At 53.7% G+C, this 20718-nt stretch carries 27 protein-coding genes and 1 tRNA gene; 12 read left to right on the top strand and 16 right to left on the bottom strand.

Annotated elements, in window-relative coordinates; genetic code table 11:
• Window positions 1-26: 26 nt before the first annotated feature.
• Together TPEN_RS03370 and TPEN_RS03365 are read right to left on the bottom strand one after the other, a co-directional pair.
• Window positions 27-734, bottom strand: a complete 708-nt coding sequence (locus TPEN_RS03370; RefSeq protein ID WP_011752318.1) for a nucleotidyltransferase domain-containing protein — start codon at window positions 732-734, stop codon at window positions 27-29.
• A complete protein-coding gene (locus tag TPEN_RS03365; protein WP_052885094.1) occupies window positions 712-1098 on the bottom strand; it encodes an Sjogren's syndrome/scleroderma autoantigen 1 family protein in 387 nt (128 codons plus the stop codon). The genes TPEN_RS03370 and TPEN_RS03365 overlap by 23 nt, the downstream gene beginning before the upstream one ends.
• An 81-nt stretch (window positions 1099-1179) precedes the next feature.
• Here TPEN_RS03365 and TPEN_RS03360 point away from each other — a divergent pair, with 81 nt between their 5' ends.
• Window positions 1180-1782 (top strand): ZPR1-type zinc finger protein, encoded by a 603-nt coding sequence (locus tag TPEN_RS03360; RefSeq protein WP_011752316.1) that lies wholly within the window; start codon window positions 1180-1182, stop codon window positions 1780-1782.
• A 13-nt stretch (window positions 1783-1795) separates the two neighbouring features.
• Here TPEN_RS03360 and TPEN_RS03355 read toward each other — a convergent pair.
• From TPEN_RS03355 to TPEN_RS03340, 4 genes are all read right to left on the bottom strand, one after another.
• Window positions 1796-1892: transfer RNA gene (locus tag TPEN_RS03355), tRNA-Arg, on the bottom strand.
• 214 nt (window positions 1893-2106) lie between these two features.
• Window positions 2107-2415: a 30S ribosomal protein S10 gene (rpsJ, locus tag TPEN_RS03350; protein ID WP_052885384.1), complete on the bottom strand. Its 309-nt coding sequence runs from the start codon at window positions 2413-2415 to the stop codon at window positions 2107-2109.
• A 71-nt stretch (window positions 2416-2486) separates the two neighbouring features.
• On the bottom strand, window positions 2487-3788 hold the full coding sequence (gene tuf, locus TPEN_RS03345; RefSeq protein WP_011752314.1) for a translation elongation factor EF-1 subunit alpha: 1302 nt from the start codon (window positions 3786-3788) through the stop codon (window positions 2487-2489).
• 231 nt (window positions 3789-4019) lie between these two features.
• The gene (locus TPEN_RS03340; protein WP_245534183.1) at window positions 4020-5471 is read right to left on the bottom strand and encodes a hypothetical protein; all 1452 of its coding nucleotides are present in this window, start codon (window positions 5469-5471) and stop codon (window positions 4020-4022) included.
• A gap of 884 nt (window positions 5472-6355) precedes the next feature.
• Between TPEN_RS03340 and TPEN_RS03335 the strand changes: the two genes are divergently transcribed.
• The 5 genes from TPEN_RS03335 to TPEN_RS09775 all read left to right on the top strand — a co-directional run bounded on the left by TPEN_RS03335 (window position 6356) and on the right by TPEN_RS09775 (window position 8400).
• Window positions 6356-6586 carry a hypothetical protein gene (locus TPEN_RS03335; RefSeq protein WP_011752312.1) on the top strand — a complete coding sequence of 77 codons (231 nt, stop codon included), beginning with the start codon at window positions 6356-6358 and terminating at the stop codon, window positions 6584-6586.
• A 202-nt stretch (window positions 6587-6788) separates the two neighbouring features.
• Window positions 6789-7076 carry a 50S ribosomal protein L44e gene (locus TPEN_RS03330; RefSeq protein WP_011752311.1) on the top strand — a complete coding sequence of 96 codons (288 nt, stop codon included), beginning with the start codon at window positions 6789-6791 and terminating at the stop codon, window positions 7074-7076.
• Window positions 7077-7078: 2 nt separating this feature from the next.
• On the top strand, window positions 7079-7276 hold the full coding sequence (locus TPEN_RS09780; RefSeq protein ID WP_011752310.1) for a 30S ribosomal protein S27e: 198 nt from the start codon (window positions 7079-7081) through the stop codon (window positions 7274-7276).
• Between the two features lie 117 nt (window positions 7277-7393).
• Window positions 7394-8191 carry a translation initiation factor IF-2 subunit alpha gene (locus TPEN_RS03325; RefSeq protein WP_011752309.1) on the top strand — a complete coding sequence of 266 codons (798 nt, stop codon included), beginning with the start codon at window positions 7394-7396 and terminating at the stop codon, window positions 8189-8191.
• Between the two features lie 14 nt (window positions 8192-8205).
• Window positions 8206-8400: an RNA-protein complex protein Nop10 gene (locus tag TPEN_RS09775; RefSeq protein ID WP_011753500.1), complete on the top strand. Its 195-nt coding sequence runs from the start codon at window positions 8206-8208 to the stop codon at window positions 8398-8400.
• Here TPEN_RS09775 and TPEN_RS03320 read toward each other — a convergent pair.
• On the bottom strand, window positions 8390-10585 hold the full coding sequence (locus TPEN_RS03320; RefSeq protein ID WP_011752308.1) for an STT3 domain-containing protein: 2196 nt from the start codon (window positions 10583-10585) through the stop codon (window positions 8390-8392). The two genes, TPEN_RS09775 and TPEN_RS03320, sit on opposite strands and share 11 nt — an antisense overlap.
• A 482-nt stretch (window positions 10586-11067) precedes the next feature.
• Between TPEN_RS03320 and TPEN_RS03315 the strand changes: the two genes are divergently transcribed.
• The 3 genes from TPEN_RS03315 (at window position 11068) to TPEN_RS03305 (ending at window position 12732) form a co-directional block, all read left to right on the top strand.
• Window positions 11068-11415: a hypothetical protein gene (locus TPEN_RS03315; protein ID WP_011752307.1), complete on the top strand. Its 348-nt coding sequence runs from the start codon at window positions 11068-11070 to the stop codon at window positions 11413-11415.
• A 133-nt stretch (window positions 11416-11548) separates the two neighbouring features.
• Window positions 11549-12049 (top strand): hypothetical protein, encoded by a 501-nt coding sequence (locus TPEN_RS03310; protein ID WP_052885091.1) that lies wholly within the window; start codon window positions 11549-11551, stop codon window positions 12047-12049.
• Window positions 12050-12105: 56 nt separating this feature from the next.
• Window positions 12106-12732, top strand: coding sequence for a hypothetical protein (locus tag TPEN_RS03305; protein WP_052885090.1), 627 nt, complete (start codon window positions 12106-12108; stop codon window positions 12730-12732).
• Between the two features lie 13 nt (window positions 12733-12745).
• Here the strand turns inward: TPEN_RS03305 and TPEN_RS03300 are convergent, their stop codons facing one another.
• Entirely contained in the window at window positions 12746-13579 is an 834-nt protein-coding gene (locus tag TPEN_RS03300) for a UbiA family prenyltransferase (protein WP_011752304.1), read from the bottom strand.
• A gap of 124 nt (window positions 13580-13703) precedes the next feature.
• Complete coding sequence (locus TPEN_RS03295) at window positions 13704-13913, bottom strand: hypothetical protein (RefSeq protein ID WP_011752303.1); 210 nt, start codon at window positions 13911-13913, stop codon at window positions 13704-13706.
• A gap of 264 nt (window positions 13914-14177) precedes the next feature.
• Between TPEN_RS03295 and TPEN_RS03290 the strand changes: the two genes are divergently transcribed.
• On the top strand, window positions 14178-14375 hold the full coding sequence (locus tag TPEN_RS03290) for a preprotein translocase subunit Sec61beta (RefSeq protein WP_011752302.1): 198 nt from the start codon (window positions 14178-14180) through the stop codon (window positions 14373-14375).
• Window positions 14376-14437: 62 nt separating this feature from the next.
• On the opposite strand, the gene TPEN_RS03285 is transcribed toward TPEN_RS03290, so the two are convergent.
• The 7 genes from TPEN_RS03285 to TPEN_RS10175 all read right to left on the bottom strand — a co-directional run bounded on the left by TPEN_RS03285 (window position 14438) and on the right by TPEN_RS10175 (window position 19639).
• On the bottom strand, window positions 14438-15205 hold the full coding sequence (locus TPEN_RS03285) for a phosphoglycerol geranylgeranyltransferase (RefSeq protein WP_011752301.1): 768 nt from the start codon (window positions 15203-15205) through the stop codon (window positions 14438-14440).
• Window positions 15165-15485 (bottom strand): transcription elongation factor Elf1, encoded by a 321-nt coding sequence (locus TPEN_RS09770; RefSeq protein WP_011753501.1) that lies wholly within the window; start codon window positions 15483-15485, stop codon window positions 15165-15167. The genes TPEN_RS03285 and TPEN_RS09770 overlap by 41 nt, the downstream gene beginning before the upstream one ends.
• 80 nt (window positions 15486-15565) lie before the next feature.
• The gene (locus TPEN_RS03280) at window positions 15566-16153 is read right to left on the bottom strand and encodes a hypothetical protein (protein WP_011752300.1); all 588 of its coding nucleotides are present in this window, start codon (window positions 16151-16153) and stop codon (window positions 15566-15568) included.
• A 51-nt stretch (window positions 16154-16204) separates the two neighbouring features.
• The gene (locus TPEN_RS03275; protein ID WP_052885087.1) at window positions 16205-17623 is read right to left on the bottom strand and encodes a hypothetical protein; all 1419 of its coding nucleotides are present in this window, start codon (window positions 17621-17623) and stop codon (window positions 16205-16207) included.
• 87 nt (window positions 17624-17710) lie between these two features.
• Window positions 17711-18034 (bottom strand): SWIM zinc finger family protein, encoded by a 324-nt coding sequence (locus TPEN_RS03270; RefSeq protein WP_011752298.1) that lies wholly within the window; start codon window positions 18032-18034, stop codon window positions 17711-17713.
• 1 nt (window position 18035) lies between these two features.
• Window positions 18036-19301, bottom strand: coding sequence for an aspartate--tRNA(Asn) ligase (gene aspS, locus TPEN_RS03265; RefSeq protein ID WP_011752297.1), 1266 nt, complete (start codon window positions 19299-19301; stop codon window positions 18036-18038).
• A gap of 62 nt (window positions 19302-19363) precedes the next feature.
• Entirely contained in the window at window positions 19364-19639 is a 276-nt protein-coding gene (locus tag TPEN_RS10175) for an eL34 family ribosomal protein (protein ID WP_011752296.1), read from the bottom strand.
• Window positions 19640-19742: 103 nt separating this feature from the next.
• Here TPEN_RS10175 and cmk point away from each other — a divergent pair, with 103 nt between their 5' ends.
• Both cmk and TPEN_RS03255 read left to right on the top strand, forming a co-directional pair.
• Window positions 19743-20306: a (d)CMP kinase gene (gene cmk / locus TPEN_RS03260; protein ID WP_011752295.1), complete on the top strand. Its 564-nt coding sequence runs from the start codon at window positions 19743-19745 to the stop codon at window positions 20304-20306.
• An 80-nt stretch (window positions 20307-20386) separates the two neighbouring features.
• Complete coding sequence (locus tag TPEN_RS03255; protein ID WP_011752294.1) at window positions 20387-20716, top strand: transcription factor S; 330 nt, start codon at window positions 20387-20389, stop codon at window positions 20714-20716.
• The last annotated feature ends 2 nt before the right edge of the window (window positions 20717-20718 follow it).

Genomic DNA, 20718 nt, shown 5'->3' with positions numbered 1-20718 from the left:
TCGCCCCCCACGTTATATACATGAAACTAGAACATTACGCCTTCGAGTTTCTTGCGTAACAGCTGGTTCCGAGTAGCTAGTCGCCTCAACAGATCTTCTGGGGAGAGCCTAGGGTCAAGACACTCGTGTACCAGGAAGCCACTCTTCCCCCTCGCCCACCTCTTCATCCTCATAGCTTCTCTCTCGAGAACAGTGCCCAGCGAAATGCCCAGCCTCCTCGCGACTTCCTCCTCGCGCCCCAGTATAGACCACTCTACGTGGCCATCCTCGGTTGGCTCGATGAACCTCAAGAACTTGTTCACCCCGGCTACCCTTCTCCCAGCGTCCACGTCTTCCGAGGTCACGCTTCCCGCGAATCGGGGGAACTCCTTCTCTGCTGGCGAAAGATCGGTGACAGGTAAAGTCACCTTGACGTTATCCTCTACGTGGATCACTAGCTTCACTGCTGTCTGTGGTGAAGCCCATATGACTTCGTATTTTTCGACCAAGAATCCACATTCCTCGAGCAAGCCGGTAACATACGATGGGGCAACACATCGTTCCAGAAAGAGGTCAACATCACTCTTTCTCGTGACGTCGCCCCGAGCGACGCTGCCAACGACGTACACAGGTATCCGCAACACGTCCAAGCACCGCAATGCCACGCGCGCCTTCTCCCGTAACTCCCTGAAGACCCTCCATGTCTCCTCGCTGTATACGACGTGAACCTCATCACTTGCCTTTCTCCTGTACACCTTTCTCCGAACCTCTAATCTGCCTAGAAAGTTGTAGCACCTGTAGGAGCGTGATTATAGCTCTGCTAACCTCGGTTATCTCGTCGAAGGTCTCCGAGGACGCAAGAGAGGCGCTAAGACTACTTATCTTCTGCACCGTAACCTGTTCAAGACCAAGGAGTACGAGATCTACCTTCACTCTGTGCTCTTCCTCTTCGCTCGCTACGATCACGTAGCGTTGCCCACACTTGGGGCATACCACTTCTCCTGACTTTAAGCGGAAGAGCGGAACCCTGCACGTAGGGCAGAGAGTTTCCAGCATCGTGGCACCAGACTTGAGCAAGTTAGCCATTCTAGAGACTACCTCCTTATCCTCTCGCTCCACGAGAGTCAAAAAGCCTGCAAAGAGAAATAAAGCTTTGCTCGTCTTAATAAGTACGCCGCGCGGGGCACGTGGCGGATCCGGATGTCGTCCCAGAGTTCCGGGGAGGGTGGCGTTGAAGGTGTCGAGCAGGTAGCAGGAGACGGAGAGAACGTGACAGAGTACGGGAGGTTGCTCGGCGAGTTTGAAGACGTTTGCCCTGTGTGCGGCGGACCTCTGAAGGTAAGAGAAGTAGAGTACATGCTGCCCAGCCTGGGAAAGACATTGCTTGTCTCGAAGAAGTGCGCGAAGTGCGGTTATAAGAGAACAGACATAGTGCCTCTGTCCTTCCAGAGACACACCCGCGTGTACTTAAGGGTGGAAAAAAAGGAGGATCTCTACATAAAGGTAGTTAGGTCGCCTACCGCTAGAATATTCATACCCGAGCTAGGCCTAGAGCTACGCCCGGGACTTGACGCAGAAATGTTTGTAACGAACGTGGAAGGAGTGCTACAACTCTTCAAGGACGCCTTGCTACGCTTGAAGACCCTGGACGAAGAAGCCCGGGTAGACGACATGGTCAAACTCCTAGACAGTATAGCAGAGGGGGACTTCACCCCTTTCACGCTGATTCTCGACGACGTGTACGGTGTAAGCGCAGTAATCGCCGGGCCTCACTCCCGCGTAGCTATAGAAAACGCGGACTAGAACCCCGCCCGTGTGGCGGGCCCGCCGGGAATCGAACCCGGGACCTGCGGCTTAGGACTGCGGCGCCCTGCAGGCGTGGCCGCCGCGCTTCCTGACTGCGCTACGGGCCCTAATTCTAATCCAGAAGTCGTCTCTGAATCCATGTTTTTATACTTTTCCTCGAGTGGCTTGTCATTCCTTCATACAGCTACCGGGTTTGCGGCTACCGAGTACAACTGGAGACCGTTTATAGAAACGATACGTCTTCGGAAAATCTTCCATTCCGCGCTTGGAGCTTAGTGGAGAATGCAGAGGAACCTTGAAGAAGACGTACAAGGCTTAGCTTCAGATAACCTCGATTTCGACGCGCACAGTGGGAGGTACACGTGTTCGTAGAAGAAGCCTAGTCGCTCTCTCATCTGCGTCCAAGTCTATTAACCTTTTATGAATCCTCAACTCGAACCTATCGAATGTCTCGTAACCCTGCCCCGATGGAGCTCTCCTAGTGACAACCCTCATTCTCTTAACGGGTAACGGTATGGGCCCCCTCATCTTCACGCCTGTCTTCTGGGCTATTTGCCGAATCTCTTCGCAAACAGCGTTTAGATCCTCGATGTTCGTGCTGCTCAGACGTATGCGTACCTTGCTTGGCACGGCGACCCACCTAGAACGCACAAAAATCCGGGGTGTATATTTATTTTTCCATTGAAAAGCGTTAGCACCCGTTAATAGCCTTCGGCTTTCTTCACGTCGATTACTACTCCGGCAGCAATGGTGCGGCCAGAGTCTCTAATGGCGAACCTGCCTAGTGGTGGGAACTCAGAGTACTTCTCCACGACGACCGGCTTCCTCGGTTTGAACCTTACGATGGCGGAGTCACCCTGCTTAATGTACTGCGGCTTCTCCTCTGCAACGCTACCCGTCCTTGGGTCAAGCTTCTGAAGTAGCTCCTCAAACGTTACCGGGACGGTCGCCGTGTGTATGTGCAGCACCGGTGTGTAGCCTGCCGCGATGGCCGTCGGGTGGTACAGGACGAAGATCCTACCTGTGAATTCTTCCGCAACAGTCGGCGGGTTCGTTGTATGTCCTGCCACGTCGCCACGCCGCAACTGAGATTTTTCAACGCCCTTCACGTTGAAACCTATGTTGTCCCCTGGTATAGCCTCCTGGAGCGGCGTGTGGTGGGTCTCTATGGATTTGACTTCTCCCACTGCTTTCGGCGGGTTGATGATTATCTTGTCTCCAACTTTGAGTACGCCTGTCTCGACTCTCCCAACGGGAACTGTGCCTACTCCTTTAATGCTGTAGACGTCCTGTATGGGTATCCTTAGCGGCTTGTCTATGGGCCTCGGAGGCTCCTTGAAGAAGTCGAACGCCTCGTAGAGGCATGGCCCGTCGTACCACGGAGTCTTCTCGGGGGTCCTCTTGGACACGTTCACGCCTTCCCACGCCGAAGTCGGTATGAACGGTATCTCGTCCACCTTGTAGCCGACCATTCGGAGCAACCTTATCAGCTGGTTCTTAATTTCCTCGTACCTCTCCTTGCTGTAGTTAACCGTGTCCATCTTGTTTATAGCCACGACCAGCTGGTCTACGCCCATCGTCTTCGCCAGGAAGACGTGCTCCCTGGTCTGACCAGCAGGGCTTATGCCAGCCTCGAATTCACCCTCCTTAGCAGATACGACGAGCAATGCGACGTCAGCCTGGCTAGCTCCGGTTATCATGTTCTTAACGAAGTCCCTGTGACCCGGCGCGTCAATCAGCGTGAAGAAGTACTTCTTAGTCTCGAACTTGTAGAAGCCGAGGTCGATTGTGATACCCTTCTCTCTCTCCTCCTTGAGCTTGTCTAGAACCCAAGCGTACTTCCACGTCTCCCTACCCATCTTTTTCGCTTCCTCCTCGTACTGCTGAATCAGCCTGGGGTCTACCGCGCCTATCTCGTAGAGGAGTCTTCCCATTAGGGTGCTTTTTCCGTGGTCGATGTGTCCTATCACTACCAGGTTTAAGTGTGGCTTTTTCTCAGACATACTTTACACCTTCGCTTGCAGAAATCACGATAATAACGGTATAGATAAACCTTACTCACCTATAGTAGCACTAGGCACTGCGAGCCTGCGGAGCCGCGCACCAATACATTACCATAGCGGAATTCACGACAAGGTAAGTTACGGCGAGCCGCGCAACGCGCGCTAGATAAACCTTACTCAGGACAAGCTAAGGGGAGGGGGCCGGGCGCCTTTCCCTGCCGGTCTTACTCTTTAGTCTTCTGTCCCCAGTTTTTCGAGGCGTTCTACGAGGCTCTGCGCCTTGGGGTACTGCTCAGCCTTGTGCTTCGCGAAGGCGAGGAGTGTTGCGCGTAGCTCTGTGTCGCTACGCGCGTGTTCAAAGAGAGAACTGTGAGTCACCTGGTAGTACTCCCTGCCTCCCATGTTAACCACCCGGACGTCCCAGCCTTGAGCGCGCGCCTCCTCCACCCAGCCTTGAGGCACAGCTTCGACCGCGATACGGGCGTAGACGTGGTTCTTCGTAGAGATGTAGACTAGGTGTAGCCTAGCTCCCGCTACCTCGGCATAGAACGTGTTATTTCTCTGTCCGTTTTTCCTGCCCCTCTTCTGCAGCATCCCGTAGCCGACGTATAGGAAGTGTTTGACCTTCGGACACTTAGTTACCAGCGAGACAAAGCGCACGTACTCGCTTGCCCTCTCCACGGCCAAGCGAGCATTGACAATGGCGCTCTCCGCCGGCAAGTAGAGAAGCTCGTGTCCAACCTTGAAGTAGAGCCATCTAAGCCTTAGAAAGTATTCGAGCCCGCCGTCCCCCAAGAAGCCAGTGAAAAGAGCCACTGGGTCGCCGTTGAGCGCTTTGCACTCCTCGACCAACCTGCGGAACTCTGCACGTTTAACTTCGCCGATAAGCCTTGAAGCCCAGGAGAGCGCCTCCTCGTAGCCGTAGACACGCGCGTGCCACTGGATGCTCAGCCTGGTACTGCCGAGTATGCCCGCCGTGACGCCGAGCTTGATATCGTCGCTCGGAAAGCTTGCGAGCGTACTGGGGAGTTGCCACGGTTGCGTCGTGGCGAAACTCACGTCGCTGAAGCGTCCACGAGGGGGTGTCACATCCGTTAAGACCCACCCTTTCTGCAGGCTTCTAAGCACGTCTGGTGGTGTCCTCACGAGAACCTCCGGGAACTCTGATTCAACCCAGTAACCCTTCAGCGGTACGTGCACGGACCAGCCGTTAGTGGGCTTGCTCACGACGACATACCAGTTCTCTCTAGGTATGTATACGTGCCAGACTCTGCCATGCTTCTCAGCTCTAAGACCGTCGGCGCCGGCGTCGACTATTGCTTGCAACCTTCCTTTGAGCTCCGTCACAGCGCTTCCTTCGCGTGGCCTCTCGTCGCTGTTCAGCAAGAGGTACTTCCTCGCGTCGATGTCGATGAACCTGTAAAACCTCGGGTAGACGTCGTCCGGCACGACGGTCAGCGCGTGTGCCGCGAACCTGGTAAAGTCCCAGTCGACCTCGGTCACAGCATCGTGCAGGCCGCGGTAGTGTATCTCGCCCTTCTTCTTCTTACCCCTGGACCTCCTCTTATCCTCTGTCCTGGTGGCATACAAGCTTAGAGCCGCACGCCTCCAAACCTCCTCCCTAACAGTCTTCTCGACCCCCTCCCCCACGGCTCCATTTCCCCTCATCAAGGCCTCACTCATATCACCCACCCTCCACGTGGCGGGTGGGGCGCCCCGCGAGGGCGCGCTATCAGGGGTCAGCGTGGCGGGAGGGAGGCGTGAGCGGTGAGTGCTTCGAAGTGATTGCTTTCTCGGGCGGGCCCGCTGGGGCCAAGGCCTCGCCCGCCTTTGCCCGGCCCCCCGGGAAGGCCGGCGTCGTTTACTAGGGGCGACCGTCACCTTTCGGCTCATCGTGTCGGGCTTCACGAATCGGCCCCTAGGCCGGTCTCTCCCCAACCGGGGAGAGACGCCCCAGCCCGGGGCTGGGGCCCCAGAGCCCCGCCTCCCCCGCCGCCCCCGCGTGTCTAGAGCGCCTGGCCCGGGCCTCCCCGCGGCCAAGCGCTCCCCTCGCGCCCGGGAGGGCCTCCCCACCCCGGGGCGCTCACTGGGCCCCGGAGAGGCGTAACCCCGGGGCTCCCCGCGGGCTACGCCTCCCTCGCCCCGCGCCGGGCCTCCCCGCGCGCGGGGCTCATTGAACCCCTCCCTGTCGGGGAGGGCCCCCAATGATGGGAGGGTTGGGTTAGACACGCGGGAAAAAAATTCAATTTTAGCGGCAGGGGATTGCAGGGTTTCTCCCCCAGGCCTAGTCTTTGCTTGCGCCTCGGCCCCCTCCTCCCCCGTCCTCCCGCGGCCGGGCTGTCTGGGGTCATTGCTCATTTTTGGGCCGCGGGGTTCACCTGTTGAGCGCCTCTCCCGGGGGCTTTGCCTGTGTCGCCTCCCGGGGTGTAGACGCGGCTTCACTTTTCGGCCGCGAGCCCGATTGCTATGTTAATAGTGGATTTTGGGATTTATTGCCTGCGTTTGTAAACGTGGGAGCTTTCTCCCGTTTTTTCCGCGTTGAAAGAGGTAATGAGGGTTGACCGAGCATGAGCGACCCGAGAGTTACCGTGCGAACGATAGGCGCGCTTTCGCGGCTTTTGGCGAGCACTCTTAAGGGCGACGGGCTGTACGAGGCGCGCCTAGTAGAGGCGTTGGACGCAATCGAAGAGTTTTTAACCTCCGTGGGAAGCGCGACCCCGCGAGTCGAGGAAGACGAAGAGCTGGAGCGCGAGCTTGAGGAGGGCGTTGAGGAGCTGAGAGAGCTAGGGCTAGCGTAAAAAACTCCTTTTTCTCCTTTTTCCCTGGTTTGTAAACACGCGCTACCGCGCGCGATCAAGATCCTTATTTTAGGCTTCAAAGAGATATAGCGCCCAGGCTAAACAGGTACAAGGCTGCCAAGGTTCTCTCGAAGCTTGTCTCTCGCATGCGTAAGGTTTATAATGTAATTTCATAGAAGAGGGGTGGGCTCGGTGAAGTGAAATGAAAGTTCCAAGCGTTATCCGCACCTACTGTCCGCGGTGCAAAACTTACACAGAGCATGAAGTAACGCTTTACAAGGCTGGGAAGAGAAGAACCCTTGCCGAGGGGCAAAGACGCTATCTTAGGAAGCAGAAAGGTTACGGTTCGAAGCGTAAGCCCGAACAGAAGAGAACTGCTAAAGTGACCAAGAAGCAGGTTCTAAAGCTTAAGTGCAAGGTCTGCGGCTATACGTATCACAAGGAAGGTATCAGACTGAAGAAGCTTGAAATAGTAGAAAAGGTGAAGTAAGCGTGGGGCACGAGCGCAAGGCCCTTATCCCACAACCACGAAGCAAGTTTCTCAAGATCCGATGCCCAGACTGCGGCAATATCCTTGTAACGTATAGCCACGCGTCAACGAAGGTCAAGTGTCCTAAGTGCGGTAAAATACTAGTAGAGCCTACAGGTGGCAAAGCGCTGATAATAGCCGAGATACTCGAGGTCCTATAGAGAGCTGATTTCTCCGTAACGCTATACTTCCAGCACGCGTTAATTCTCCTCTCGCACGCGAGCCATTGTACTCCAACATCTTTTTATAGTATACTTCCTAGAACTCTAGGATGTCTTATGGTGCGCAGAAGGGAGGATGTGCCGAGCCTAAACGAGCTGGTAGTCGGGACGGTAATCGATATTCAGGATCACGGAGCGTTCGTCTCTCTCGATGAGTTTGGAGGGCTAAAGGCATACATACCTCTAGGAGAGGTCAGCCACTCCTGGTTTAAAAATATACGAGATGTTTTGAAGGTAGGGCGGAAATACGTCTTAAAAGTTATCAGGGTAGACAGGAACAAGAAGCTCGTAGACGTATCTCTTAGAAGAGTTTCCGAGAAGGAAAGGAGGGAGAAGATCATAGAGTGGAAGCGCGCACAGAGGGCGGAGAAGATACTGGAAATGGCTGCTTCAAAGCTTAACAAAACGTTGGACGATGCCTACAGGGAAGCAGGATGGAAGCTTGAGGATCACTATGGAGAGATATTCAGGGGGCTAGAGGAGGCAAGTGCGCGCGGAGAAGAGGCATTGCTTGAGGCAGGAGTCAGTAAACAGTGGGCGAAGGTGCTCGCAGAACTAGCAAGACAGGGTATCAAGCCCAAGAAGGTTAAGCTCTCTGCGCTTATAAACCTCCAGTGCCTCTCGAAGGGAATAGAGGGCGTAAAGTCCACCCTCACGGAGTGGGAAAACGTGGTAAGCATCCCCCGAGATGCCAGCGTAAGGGTGTACACGCTCGGGTCCCCTAGGTACAAGCTCGACATTGAGGCACAGAGCTACAAGGAAGGAGAGAAAATCCTGGCCGAAATAATATCAGTAATGGAGCAGGCAGCAAAAAAGAACGGGTGCAGCTTTAGCTATAAACGCCTAGAGACATGAGACAGGTGCCCCGCATGTCTCGAGGAATACTGAGAAGGTGCGAGAAGTGCGGGCTATACACACTCAGACAAGATAAATGCCCGTACTGCGGTGGCCCCGTGAAAACTCCGCACCCGGCGAAGTTTTCTCCTGATGACAAGTACGGCGAGTATAGGCGAAAAATCAAGCTTCAGCTACTACAAGGTAACGCGAAAGCGTCTACCCCTTGACCCTGAAAACTTTTACCCACCCGTTTGGCTCTGACACGTATACGAGCTCGAAGTTCTTGAGGGGGGCGAACGTGTACGTGGGTCCTTTGTATCCCTGGAGCCCGAAGAGCTGGTAGAGGAAGGGGTCAAAGATGAATACTTGCTGCTTATGGTTTCTCGTGTATACCATCCTGTAGAGCGTCGCGTTGAGCGCTTGCGGGGTGTTGGCTGGAAGTATCAGGTAGAGCGTGTAGCCCCCTTGTTGCAGGTAGGCGAAAGATCCGTTGTTATACCCGTATATGTAGTCGTTAGCGCTGAGCCCGATCCACTTGAGCATTTGCGGAGATTTAGCTATGTCTCCGCCGAGCGCGGGGTGCATCATCGAGAACCATACCGTGAGGCCGTTCGAGAGCTGTAGCTGTTGGAGAGGCTCGAACACTACGACGTAGGAGACGTTCAGCTCCTTGAATATCCTTAGCGCGGTGTCTTCGTCGCTCATAAAGGCCTTAGCTATCTTCTGTATCTGCTTCGTGTCTATAGTAGCGTTGTCACACGTAGTCTTCCTTCCCGTGTTCACGCTTATCCAGTACCCGTAATCCCACCAGGTCGCTATCGTCGCATCCCTAGGCACGTTCTCGGATATCCACTGAAGGGCGGACAGCCAGTCCATGTACTCGTAGTCGTACCGCACTAGGGGCACGGAAGACGTGAGTATGAGTGGTGGTTGGTGGGAGTTCAGCGGTATTTTTGAGGCGAGTATAGACGGGGAGAAGAGGAGCAACAGGATTACCGCTATCAGGATCGCTAGGTGGCGCGTTGTCTGGGTGGAGGCTCCTCTGTGTCTCTTGTCGTAGCTTCTCTCCGCAGGTAGTGCCAGCCTATCCAGTATTTCGACGAGACCGAGAGACCCTGCAATCGCGACGGCGGGGGAGAGGAGTAGAAGAAGCCTAACTATGGAGGCGGAGAAGTACACCGCCGTAGCTATGAAGAGCGAGATAAAGGCGCTGTTGAAGTCATCCTTCGACTTAAGGAAGTAGAGGTAGCCTGCGAAAAACGCGAATATAAGCGAGGTCTGGAAGTCGTCGAAGAGCTGGTTCCACGTGGGAACCTGGTGCTCGGCCACCGTGGTAACGCCAGGCTCGCGTACAAGGGGCATGACTACAGCCATTATTCTGCCGGCAAGCCCCCGGAACACTCCGAGGTAAGTCCCCAAGGCGAAAACTACGAGCAAGACGACGAGAAGTACGAGTAAAGTCCTACGTGTCTTCTTGGCCCCAAGGCTACTCGAGGGAACCCTTATGCCGAAGATTACCAGTATCGAAGCTAGGGTGGCCACTAGCGGCAGGAAGCCCAAGAAAGACATGAACGCTACGGAGGGGCCGAACCTGGGCGTCGTAGCCACGAAGAATGTTACCACAAGGTTTGTTGCTACGTACGACCTGGCTATCGCGGTATCGTCCGGGTGGAAGAATAGCCAGAAGAGGACGACGAGCGCCAGTAGGTTCCACGGGTAAACGTAGGCTCCCCACGCGAGAACTACTACTCCGAGGGAGAGCCCGGCCAGTATCGACAGTAGTAGCGACTTTTTCTTGTAGCCTTTAAGGAACAGGTAAAAACCAAGCAACATGAATGGAATGGCTATCGCCTCGTGCTTCGCGCCTAGATTCGTTCTGTACATGTACGCCCAGCTTAGAGCTATGAGTACGGACGCTAGCACGCCCGCTCTGTAGTCCTTTAGCTCGCTCCCCAGCAAGTAGGCCGTGAACACCGCTAGTGACGCTACAAAGGGTACTAGGAAAGCGTGGACGTAGTACAGCGAAACGTCGAAGCCGAGAGTCCTCAAGAGAGTATAGACACCAGCGCTAAAGAACGCTGGTCCAGGTTGGCTTGTCCCTCTAAGGTCTCTCCCTTCCGGAGCCCAGAAAAGCGTGTCTCTAGGTTTGGGGTTTTCGAACCACCAGTGATACCACCACGCAACCCCTGCGAAGTAGTTGCCGTTGCCGTGTGCGAGTAACTGCTCAGAAAGGTAGTACTCGTAGTAAGGGTCGAACTCGTTGAGATACACGCCCCAATGCATGGGTGTGAGCCTTGCAAGCAACGTTACTGTGAACGACATAAGTAGGAGAACAGCGACGACAACCTTCGGGCTGCCTAGAAACTCCAAGGCAGATACCAGCTTTCCAACAACCTTCTCGCCTCTCGCCACGCCCTACACCCGCATATTCGCTGTAAAAACCGCTATACCACGCCAAATATATCTCTTTCTTTCGCGCGCCGCGCGCGTTTGGCGAGTGAACCTGTTAAAGGGGGTCTCTACTTCTCCCATCCGCCCGTGGTTAGCTTCGAGCGCCTCTTCGGGACGCCGAGCGTTTGACTACGTTGATACTTTTAGGAACCCAGCCAATAGCGTTTCCACATCTGGGGCATTTTCCCCCCACCGATGAGTAGACCTTGAACAAGTTCGGCATTTTCTCCCCTCTGTAGAACGCATACCCACACTTCGAGCACCTAACCATGTACACGCACACAACCCCCATTACATGGTCAAAAGACACAAGCATAAGCTTTGCGTGCACCTGCGCGCGGGGGCGAAACAACTAAAGAGTAAGACCGGCAGGGAGTAGGCGCCCCGGCCCTCTCCTCCCAGCATTGCGCAAACAATTTATACTCTCGTGAATGGAGAAACTCGTGGCTCTAAGAGTATCGAAGCGTGGTATAGATTTCAGGGTTCTCGCCGCGGCACTGCTAGCAGTGATACTCTTGATAGCTTCTGGGGTTTTCTACGTCCTCTCGGAGCGCCCGCCCTTCTCGCTCGGAGTGCAACTGATTTACCCGTCCGGCGGCGGCCAGACAGTCTCCGAGATGATCATAGTCCTCTTCCTATACGCGATGGCGATCGTAGGGTTACTGATCATATACGACTCTACTAAGTATAGCCCTCAGCGCTCCGCGTTTTACTTCACGCTCGTGAGCGGTGTAGCTGTAGTGGCGGTATCGCTGCTCCTGTTGCTATTCATCTACACAAACTTCAAGTAGCATGGGGTCTCCGACGCCACGAGGAGAAAAATACGGAAGGTTGCTACGAATACTATCTAGGTCTGGGCTTCACGTAGTATATGGCGAGCCCGGCTCGCTAAAAACAACTTTTGCCTTACTGCTCGCAAAGTCCATGAAGAAAGAGAGGAAGGTCTACGTTGGGCTAGCGAAGCATGCATTCCTGGATTTCCCTAGTAGCTTCTCAAAGGATTTTCTCGTTCTCAGAGCACTAAGTTTCAAAGAGGAGGTCGCCGCTCTACTGCGCTTAGAGCAGGTCAGCGATGAAAATACAGTTATCGTGTACGACGGCTTCGCCTCGCTCACATCCCCCCTGTTGACCCTAGGAAAGTCTCACCCAGTTCTTAGGGCTAATACCTTTGTGGCCGCGAAGCTCTACGAAGTAGCCGAGAAGAGCCGGTGTACAGTGCTCATCGTGACTATGCCGGGGCTTGATTCAAAGCCCAGGTTTTTCTCCGCACTTAGACCTTACGCCTCCGAGTACACTTTTCTTTCGAGAAACGGAGAAAATCTTGTAGTTGAAGTTAGGGATAAAGACCTCAACACTGTTCTTAGGCTTTCAATGGACCCCGGAGAACTACTTTCACAGGTCTACCATAAATCGTTAGACGTCTGAGGAAAGACACCGAGAGAGAAAAGAAATTTATGTGTGTTATGGAACATCTTGGCTCGGTGGGCGCGAAACTTCAAGGCTATAAGCACATATACCATGCAAAGTCAGTACCTGTGACCGTTGAACCCGACTCTTCGTGCTCGGAGAAAAGGAGCTTGCTCGCCAAGCTCGTGTCTATCTACGGATGGGACTTCTCCTTGATCCCTTTGGGATCTGAGAGTGTGAAGATTCCGTGCGAACTAATAGACGAGAAGGTGGCCGGCCTAGCGATACCGGTTTACGTGTATTCACGCCTGACGGGAGCATCGGAGGAAGTGTTGCTCGGCGTGGATCCTGGTGCCTCACACTCCGGTGTGGTATTTGCCGTTAAGTACACGCCAGTCGTATGGACCACGGTTCCCCAGGAAACTCTGATAGATGTAATCTCGAAGCTCGCGAACTACTTCCAGAGAATTATTGTTTTCGCTGGAAGTTACGGTGCCCGGTACTTCCCAGACTTGGGAAATATTCCCTTAGGAAAGCTCGTCGTGAAGATAATTGACGAAGAAAGGGTAAGGCGGCTTACAAGCGGAGTACTCGGCGATGAAGCCATCAAGAGGCTTGACGATCACATGCGGGACGCCCACCGTATATTCGCGCTGGGAGTTGCCGAGACTCTTCGAGAAAGACTCTCACCCTCTCGCTAGAAATTCGCGTGAACTACGGCAACGTGAACGCTACTATTGCTAGGAGCATTGCCGGCAACGTTATTCTTCTCGCAACCTCCGCGTGGTGCCTGTCCGCCTTAAGAGCCATCACAGCTGCCGAATAAGCGAAGATGACGTCCGTTACCAGTATAAGCGCGAGGTAGAGGTGCTTTAAGCTTACAAACGCTAGACCCGAAAAACTGAGGACAACAGCCAGCGACATGAAGGCAGCGGCGATGACGCCGGCAGGCTTTTCTCCTACTTCACATGGCAACGTGCAGATACCCGCCTTCATGTCCCCCTCGAGGTCCCTGATACCCTTTACGATTTCTCTGCCAACGTTTGCCAGAAAAGCTACTGCAAAGAAGAGAAGTGATTTCTCTGTTGGAGAAGCCGTCACCGCTATTGCGCCGAACGGGAATGTAAACGCCGTCAGCCCCGCGACTATAAGGTTTCCCAGGAAGCCGTGCCTCTTCAACATGGCATCGTAAAGTATTCCGAGCCCGAGGGCTAAGGCTATGACCGCTAGGGGGAACGGGCCAATTGCAGACGCGAATACGACCGACATTATTCCTGTGGCGATGGCAAAGAGAAGAGCCTCTCGGAGCGAAATCTCACCAGCGACTATGGGTCTCGTAGGGTTATTCACCTTGTCCTCCTCCACGTTAAAGACGTCGTTAAAGGCGAAGAGCGACGTTTCGGCGAAGAATGCCGATAGTGCAGCAAGCACTGCCTTGTCGGCTACAAACACTTGTGTGGACAAAGCCCCAGCTATAACGGCCAAGCCTGACATTACTCCGTGCTCTATCCTGGAAAGCCTTAGGAAAGCCTTTACACGCGCATGCATTTCGAACACTTACCAATCGTTATGAGAACCTTTTTTTACCTATCGGCACATGCGCTCGCGCGATGCTGCAACTAGTTATGCTCGTAGCGGAGGAGGGGACCGGGGGTGTCTTTCTCTGTTGGTCTTACCTCTTTTCTAGTGCCCCCAGCAGGCGTATTTTCAGCAATCCCTCGAATAGCTTCTCCGCAACCGGCTTAACCTCCGCCTTAGCGAACGCATAGAGAGCCTCCCAGAGTTCTGGGTCCTCGCTCACATGCTCGAACAGCGAGTCCTGGGAGCTCTTCGCGGTCTTCGTCTCTGCTCTTGCGGCGCACACGCGCGTAGGCAAGGTCACCGTCTACTACCCCGTCCTCGGGGTAGCCCAGGCAACGATCAAAGCCATCGAAAAGCTAGCAAAAGAGTAAACCTAAAACACTCTTTTTCCTTCTCCTTTTCCACGCGCTTTTTCTGTGCGTGTTGAGACAATGCAACTTCACGCGCGACCGGCAATCTATAATGTTATCAAAGTAAGCGCGCGAGTAGCAGTACCCCCTGTAAAAGCGCGCCGCTGTTCTGCGCATCGTTAAGTATTTTTGCCCGCACGATAGTGTACAATGGTATGTCTAGCAAGGAGAAGAAGTCTGGGGAGAAGAAGGAAGGTGGCAAGGAAAGAAAGCCCACAGCGCTACCTGCCGCCGGTCTGCTCACATTCTACGAGGAAGATATAGGTGGAATAAAGGTTAGACCAGAACTTGTGATAGCCGGAACATTCCTGTTAGTAATACTAGTCCTCCTGGCCCATGCAGGTGTGCTCTGAGCAGCTGGATAACGCGCGGCGGAAGAAAGATAGCAAAGTGGAGCAGTCAACTCAGAGTGTCTTCACTCCCTGGATCTCTCCAAGGCGCCCTCTCTGGTGGCACGCACTATCCTGCCTATTGTTTCCCTAATGTTCTCGGATTCCTCCACTATTGTTCCAGTAACGATTATGTCGGCGCCTGCCTTGGCAAGTTCCTTTGCAACTTCAGGAGACCTTATGCCTCCGCCGACAATGAGCGGAAGCGTAGTGACACCCTTGACCATTTTCACGATTTTCGGCGGTACAGGCTCTCCCCCAGAGCCTCCTTCAAGGTACACGAACTGGAAGCCCATGTACTCCGCTGCCAGGGCATAGGCAGCCACGACCTCAGGCTTAGCGAAGGGTAACGGCCTAGTGTAGCTCACTATGGAGACTGCGCCCCCTTCGCCCACTATTATGTAGCCCAGTGGAAGAACCTCTAGGCCGTACCGCTTAACTATGGGGGCTCCCTGCATCTGAGCACCGGTGATAAAATACGGATTCTGGGAGTTCAACACGGACAGGAACCATACGGCGTCCGCGTGCCTGCTGAGAGCCGTGGGAGAGCCGGGAAACAGGATTACCGGGACCTCGGTGGACCGCTTGATCGCTAGCACAACTTCGTCCGTCATTGCCTCGCTTACGCCGATGCTTCCGCCGACCATGATCGCCGAAGTCCCTGCCTCGGCGACCTCGCGGGCTATCCTCGCCGCTACCTCTGGGGTAGTTTTCTCAGGGTCTATGAGAGTCATGTGGATAGCTCCATGCTCTCTAATCTTCTCCAGTATGTAGTTCTTCACTCGCCCCCTCATCAGATCCCCCACTCACGGATCCCTCTAAAGGAATTTTTCCAGCCTCATAGTCGTCCAGGAAACGGCTAAAATAGTCTACCGGCTCTAGGTACTCAACATAATCGTACCTAGCCTTCAACCCGCAATTAGAGCAGGATACAACTACGTAGTTTTCCCGTCCCCCCTTCTTAACTGAGACACCAACGGCAGAGGCTCCACATCTCGGGCATTGGAAGACCGTAGGTAGCTTGCGTTTAACTACGACCACTCTACGAGCACGCTTTTTCCTCCTTCTGCCCATCTAAACTCAGCTTAACAACTTTTTCTGACGTTATAAACCCTGCGGGGGGCGGGGCGCCTTTTTCTTGGCGGTTTTCCGCTTTAGCTGTCTTGGTTTCCCAGCTTTTCGAGGCGTTCTACGAGGCTCTGCGCCTTGGGGTACTGCTCGGCTTTCGCCTTCGCGAAGGCTATCAATGTTTCACGCAGAGCCGCGTCGTAACGGGCGTGCTCCATCAAAGAGGCGTGTGTAACCTGGTAGTACTCCCTGTCACCCATACTAATTGTACGCACAACCCAGCCCTCCTCGATTGCCTTCTCGTACCAGCCTTGAGGCGTGTCGTTGACCACAATACGGGCGTAGACGTGGTTCTTCGTAGAAATGTAAACAAGGTGTAGTTGCGCCCCTGCCACCTCGGCGTAGAACGGGTTGTTCTTCTGCCCGTTTTTCTTACTCCTCTTGCCTGGTGCTCCGAAGCCGACGAAGAGGAAGTGTTTAATCTTTGGACACTTCATCGCCAACGAGATGAACTTAACGTACTCAGAGGCAAGCTCGACCGCTAAGCGGGCATTGAAAACAGGGCTCTCCGTCGGCAAGTAGATGTGCTCCTGTCCAGCCCTGAAGTAGAGCCATCTAAGCCTTAGAAAGTACTTGAGCCCGTCGTCTCCCAGGAAGGCGGTCGTCAGCGCCACCGAGTCGCCATTGAGCGAGGGCGCGCGAAACTAGGAATAAAGCTCCTCTCATCATCCTAGAGAGCGTAGCGAAAACACGAATCCAGTTTTCGGAGAAAACTTGTTTACAAAAATCTTTGTGGCGTACTCGAGCCCGCCGATTCTCTCTACACGGTAAGTCTTTATCTTCTCGATGACAGAGCTTTCCAGTTCGCAGAGGTCGCTTTCCTGGAGCTCATAGACCTCTTCGAGTATCTGCGGCGAGTTCGATACAGCTCTAATCGTAGCCGTGCCATCGTCGAACACGAGGTAGACTGTATAGAGAGGTCTACCATCTATGCATCTAAACCTTAGATCCGCACTGACAAGAGTAAGCGTTGCTTCAAGCAGGCCGCTACACTCCAGGAGCTTCTTGCCTTTAACAACCTGAAGTTGCAACTGTTCTCCGAGAGCTTCCACCTGGGTAAAAGGGGCTTCGCGAAGAGTTCCGTCTGTTCTTCGCAGCCCCCAGATCCTTGCTTTTCTCGCCGAAAGCGCAGCGAGAGAGCTTAATAGGGAATCCCTGAATAGCACCAAGGGTTCAGGCTTACCGTTTACAAGGAGGTACACCCTTCCACCCTCTCTACGGAAAATTTCGAAGCCCAGAACGTATCCTTCTAGGTAGAAGCGTGAAGCATGCGTATCGCTACACCCATCTCGTCGTTGAACCTTGAGCACGTTTGAGTTTTCCCTGCACACCAGGTAGTTGTACTCACCTACAGTGCTCCTCCCGCAGTTGTCGAGCAACAATGTGCTCCCCGGAGTTATTTCCAAGGAAAACCTGTCCAAGACAGGGAGTACGGCTACCGCAGGGTTGCACTCCTCGTCGAACCCGTAGAGGAAAATCCGCCCGGATTCCTTGGCTACGTGGACAACGCTTAACGCGTGAAGCCTTAGGGAGTGCGTTTTCGCGATTCTTAGTAACTCGTCGAAGCTAACGTCTCCCAAGACTTCTACGCTCGAGTTCTTATCTATGATGAGCTCGTTCTTCTCCCTGTACTTCTTCACCGATACTGCTTTCACGAGCACCTTTTTGCCGACTGTTAACATGCCGGAAAGCTCCAAAGCCTTCTCTCCCCACGCCACCGACCATATAATAGCCTCTCTATCCGCCAGCGCAAAGCGTAGGTACTGCTTCCCGCCGGAAGTAACGCTGAGAGGGTACATGGAAACCACTACCCCCTCCACGTCAACGTTTCTAAGGCCTACGGCTAGGTCCCTGACCCTTAAAGCGGTGAGAGATGCAGGCAGGAATTCTCTCAGGAAGTTTATCCCCATCTCCTTTGCTAGTAGGTAAACTGCGGCTTCGCGCTTTATCACGCCCCCGAAATCCTCTATCTTTTCTCTTATCAACCTTTCGAGATCCTCCCGAGTAAGGTTCCTCTTATGTCTGAGTATCTCCTCGATAAGGATTTCCTCCGGGGGAGTTTCGTGCCAGCTATACTCGTCCATCCTTGTTTCTAAAGCTATACCGAAGTAGCCTATTAAGAGCATTACGCGCGCGACGCAAGCTCTTCAGGGAGTTCTTGAGGGGCGCGGCTATTCCAAGAAGGATTTCACTACAAGCTCGGTCAGCCGGTCCTCTTCTATTTCCTCCTCCACGTATTTCTTCTCGCGTATAGCCAACTCAACTGCAACCATGTGGTAGCACTTCTTCCTGCTCCTCTCCAGGTGTACGTGGAATAGGAAATCCGGGCAGGAGCAATACACTCCCGGGATTACTACATACACCTTTTTCCTATCCGTGCTCTCCACGAGGAAAAGCTCGCTAGCGCCGTATGCTCCCTTGATCTTCACGAGTTTTACCCTCTTCTCCGCGATAGCCCTTCGAGCATGCAGTTCGAGAGACTTTTCTGTGACCATACTACGGCACTAGCCTGAAGCGGTCCCTCGGAAATAGCACTGTTTCCCTTATGTTCTGAACTCCGAGAAACGTCATTACGAGCCTGTCTATACCCAGTCCGAAGCCACCGTGAGGAGGCATTCCGTACTTGAAGGCCTCTAGGTAGAAGCTGAAATCTTCAGGGTTGAGCCCCTTCTCCAGGAGGTTTTGGCGGAGAACCTCGTAGCGATGCTCCCTCTGCCCCCCAGATGCTACCTCTATACCGCGGATATCAAGGTCGAACGCGTAGCCCCTTTTCTCGTCTTTCTTCATTATGTAGAAAGGCTTCGACTCCCACGGGTAATCCACTATAAAGTAAGCCTGGACACCTTTCTCCTCTAGATAGTCGCCCAAAGACTTCTCGGCCTTAGGGTCAAAGTCCTCCCCCCACTTTAGGTTGAAGCCCAGAGAGTTAAGTACTTCGAGAGCCTCATCGTACGTTAAAACACGGACGCTTGTCACCGGCTTAATAACGTTGTAGCCTAGGCCCCGCAACGCGTCCCCAAGCCTTTCGTTAAGCTTATGCGACAGGTGAACCACGAGTTGAGAAAGCACCTCCAGTACGTCCTCCATTCCCTTGATGAACCCCATCTCGACGTCGAGCCCCCAGCTCTCGTTCAGGTGGCGTGTCGTGCTGAACTTCTCCGCCCGGAAGAAAGGTCCTATCTCGAAGACCCTGGGAACACCGCACATGAGCATCTGCTTGTAGAGCTGCGGGCTTTGAGCCAGGTAAGCCTTTACTCCGAAGTAATCTACCTCGAAGAGCGTTGCTCCTCCCTCTGCGCCGGCTTTCACTATCTTTGGGGTGTGAACTTCGAGAAAGCCTCTCTCCGAGAAGAAACTCCTAATCTCGTTGACTATCAAGCTCCTGGCGAGAAAAGCGGCGCGCACCCTTGGCAGGCGTAGCGCTAGATAGCGGTAGTTAATGTAATCCTCGAAACTTGCAGGGGTCTTACCGGTTACGTCTATTGGCGGGAGGTCTCTAGGCTCTGCGAGAATTTCAATCTCATCGGCGTGTATCTCTCTACCTTTCTTGCTTACAACCTTCTCCGGGTACACCCCTTTCACTCTGATAGCCGAGCCCAGCTTGACCGCCGAAACCTTGCTCCAGTCAACGCTCCCCGAGTCCTTCCTCACGACTACGGTTATCGGGGAAAGGTTCAGGCCATCTATTACCTCTATGAACGCTATCTTTCCTAAAATTTTCACGTTGGAAACCCAGCCCTCGATTACCCCCTCGCTACTCATCCTCAACGCGCCTCAATAGCAATGATCAAAAAGTATACGCTATATAAAGGGTTGTTTGCCACCTACTCCTGTTTAGATGCAGACATCCAAACAGATAGCTTAATTCCCTTCCTTAAACACTCGTGGCAAAGATAGCCACCGTAAGGCCTCGTGGGCATGCGTACTCCTCTCCGCTCAAGCCTACTGGTAAGCTTTGGTACTCCTTGTATGGGCCGACCGCAGATAGCACACTTTGGGTAATCGTGTTTTTTATCTATCACGTGGAGAGCTAGCCTCCCACCGGGTGTCCTCACAAGCTTCCTCTTCTTGCTTCTCGACCTGAGCGCGGGGCGAGGCATGACCCTCACCACCCTGGCTGATTGAGGGCTAAAAAGTAAGGCTATATATTTTTCGCGCGCGAGCACGCATCAAACTTTTTATCGCGCATATCATCCAATCCCTATGGAGACCCTCCGGCTAGTAGTAGCGGTAAGCGGGACTCCTGGGAGCGGAAAGACCACGTATGCCCGGTTTATCGCCGAAAGATACAATCTGAGATACGTCTCAAGCGGCTCTCTATTCCGAGAAATGGCGAAAAAACTTGGAGTAGACCTTATCCGGCTTCACTCGATGGCCGAGGAAAACGAAGACATAGATAGAGCCGTAGACTCTAGGGCCATCGAGGAGGCTAAAAAGGGGAACGTCGTCATAGAGGGGCACCTAGCCGTCTGGCTCCTAAAAGACATAGCGGACGTGAAAGTGATCTTTGACGCCCCGCTAGAGGTTCGGGCTCGTAGAATAGCGCAGAGGGAGTCCATACCGCTGGAGAAGGCTCTCGAAGAGATAAAGATCAGAGAAAAGAGCAACTATGAGAGAGCGAGAAGGTACTACAACTTGGACATACGCGATTACACAGTAGCTGACCTTGTAGTGAATACTTACCCCCTCGACGTTGAGGCCGTGAAAAGCGTCGTCGCAGCTTTCATCGACGGCTATCTCCGTGCCCGCATGCGTATAGGCGTTTAACACTTGTCCGTCGTCGGGTTCTCGAGGAACAAAAGCTTAAAATAGCTGCATCTCCCGGAGAATCACTCAGGCGGTTTTCCATGGAGTTTTGCCCTAAGTGTGGCGGGCTAATGGTACCGAGCGTGGTGAACGGGAAGAAGGTACTCCGCTGCTCTCGGTGCGGCTACATAGTGGAGAAGAGCAACCCGGGGACGTACAGAGTCTCTCATAGGATTGAGAGAACTCCGAAGGATGTAGTCACGCTCGTAGACGTCGACGTATCAGTGCTACCCGTTGTTAGCTTTAAATGCGAGAACTGCGGAAACGACAAAGCATACGTCTACGAGCTACAGACACGCGCTGGGGACGAGCCTGCAACTAGGTTCTATATATGCACAAAGTGCAGGAAGGTTTACCGGGAGTACGCCTAGAC

Origin of the sequence: Thermofilum pendens Hrk 5 (assembly GCF_000015225.1) — an archaeon.
In the GTDB taxonomy this organism is placed as follows: Archaea; Thermoproteota; Thermoprotei; order Thermofilales; family Thermofilaceae; genus Thermofilum; species Thermofilum pendens.
The sequence above is the reverse complement of the archived record's forward strand: the minus strand, read 5'-3'. Positions and strand labels throughout refer to the sequence as shown.

Coding starts and splice junctions, on each gene's coding strand:
- TPEN_RS03335 (WP_011752312.1), top strand. CDS start 6,356: ATGAGCGACCCGAGAGTTACCGTGCGAACGATAGGCGCGCTTTCGCGG.
- TPEN_RS03255 (WP_011752294.1), top strand. CDS start 20,387: ATGGAGTTTTGCCCTAAGTGTGGCGGGCTAATGGTACCGAGCGTGGTG.
- aspS (WP_011752297.1), bottom strand. CDS start 19,301: ATGAGTAGCGAGGGGGTAATCGAGGGCTGGGTTTCCAACGTGAAAATT.
- TPEN_RS03300 (WP_011752304.1), bottom strand. CDS start 13,579: ATGCATGCGCGTGTAAAGGCTTTCCTAAGGCTTTCCAGGATAGAGCAC.
- TPEN_RS10175 (WP_011752296.1), bottom strand. CDS start 19,639: ATGCCTCGCCCCGCGCTCAGGTCGAGAAGCAAGAAGAGGAAGCTTGTG.
- TPEN_RS03285 (WP_011752301.1), bottom strand. CDS start 15,205: ATGAGGGGGCGAGTGAAGAACTACATACTGGAGAAGATTAGAGAGCAT.
- tuf (WP_011752314.1), bottom strand. CDS start 3,788: ATGTCTGAGAAAAAGCCACACTTAAACCTGGTAGTGATAGGACACATC.
- TPEN_RS09770 (WP_011753501.1), bottom strand. CDS start 15,485: ATGGGCAGAAGGAGGAAAAAGCGTGCTCGTAGAGTGGTCGTAGTTAAA.
- TPEN_RS03290 (WP_011752302.1), top strand. CDS start 14,178: ATGTCTAGCAAGGAGAAGAAGTCTGGGGAGAAGAAGGAAGGTGGCAAG.
- TPEN_RS03325 (WP_011752309.1), top strand. CDS start 7,394: ATGGTGCGCAGAAGGGAGGATGTGCCGAGCCTAAACGAGCTGGTAGTC.
- TPEN_RS03360 (WP_011752316.1), top strand. CDS start 1,180: ATGTCGTCCCAGAGTTCCGGGGAGGGTGGCGTTGAAGGTGTCGAGCAG.
- TPEN_RS09775 (WP_011753500.1), top strand. CDS start 8,206: ATGTCTCGAGGAATACTGAGAAGGTGCGAGAAGTGCGGGCTATACACA.
- TPEN_RS03330 (WP_011752311.1), top strand. CDS start 6,789: ATGAAAGTTCCAAGCGTTATCCGCACCTACTGTCCGCGGTGCAAAACT.
- TPEN_RS03340 (WP_245534183.1), bottom strand. CDS start 5,471: ATGAGTGAGGCCTTGATGAGGGGAAATGGAGCCGTGGGGGAGGGGGTC.
- TPEN_RS03270 (WP_011752298.1), bottom strand. CDS start 18,034: ATGGTCACAGAAAAGTCTCTCGAACTGCATGCTCGAAGGGCTATCGCG.
- TPEN_RS03275 (WP_052885087.1), bottom strand. CDS start 17,623: ATGGACGAGTATAGCTGGCACGAAACTCCCCCGGAGGAAATCCTTATC.
- cmk (WP_011752295.1), top strand. CDS start 19,743: ATGGAGACCCTCCGGCTAGTAGTAGCGGTAAGCGGGACTCCTGGGAGC.
- TPEN_RS03310 (WP_052885091.1), top strand. CDS start 11,549: ATGAAGAAAGAGAGGAAGGTCTACGTTGGGCTAGCGAAGCATGCATTC.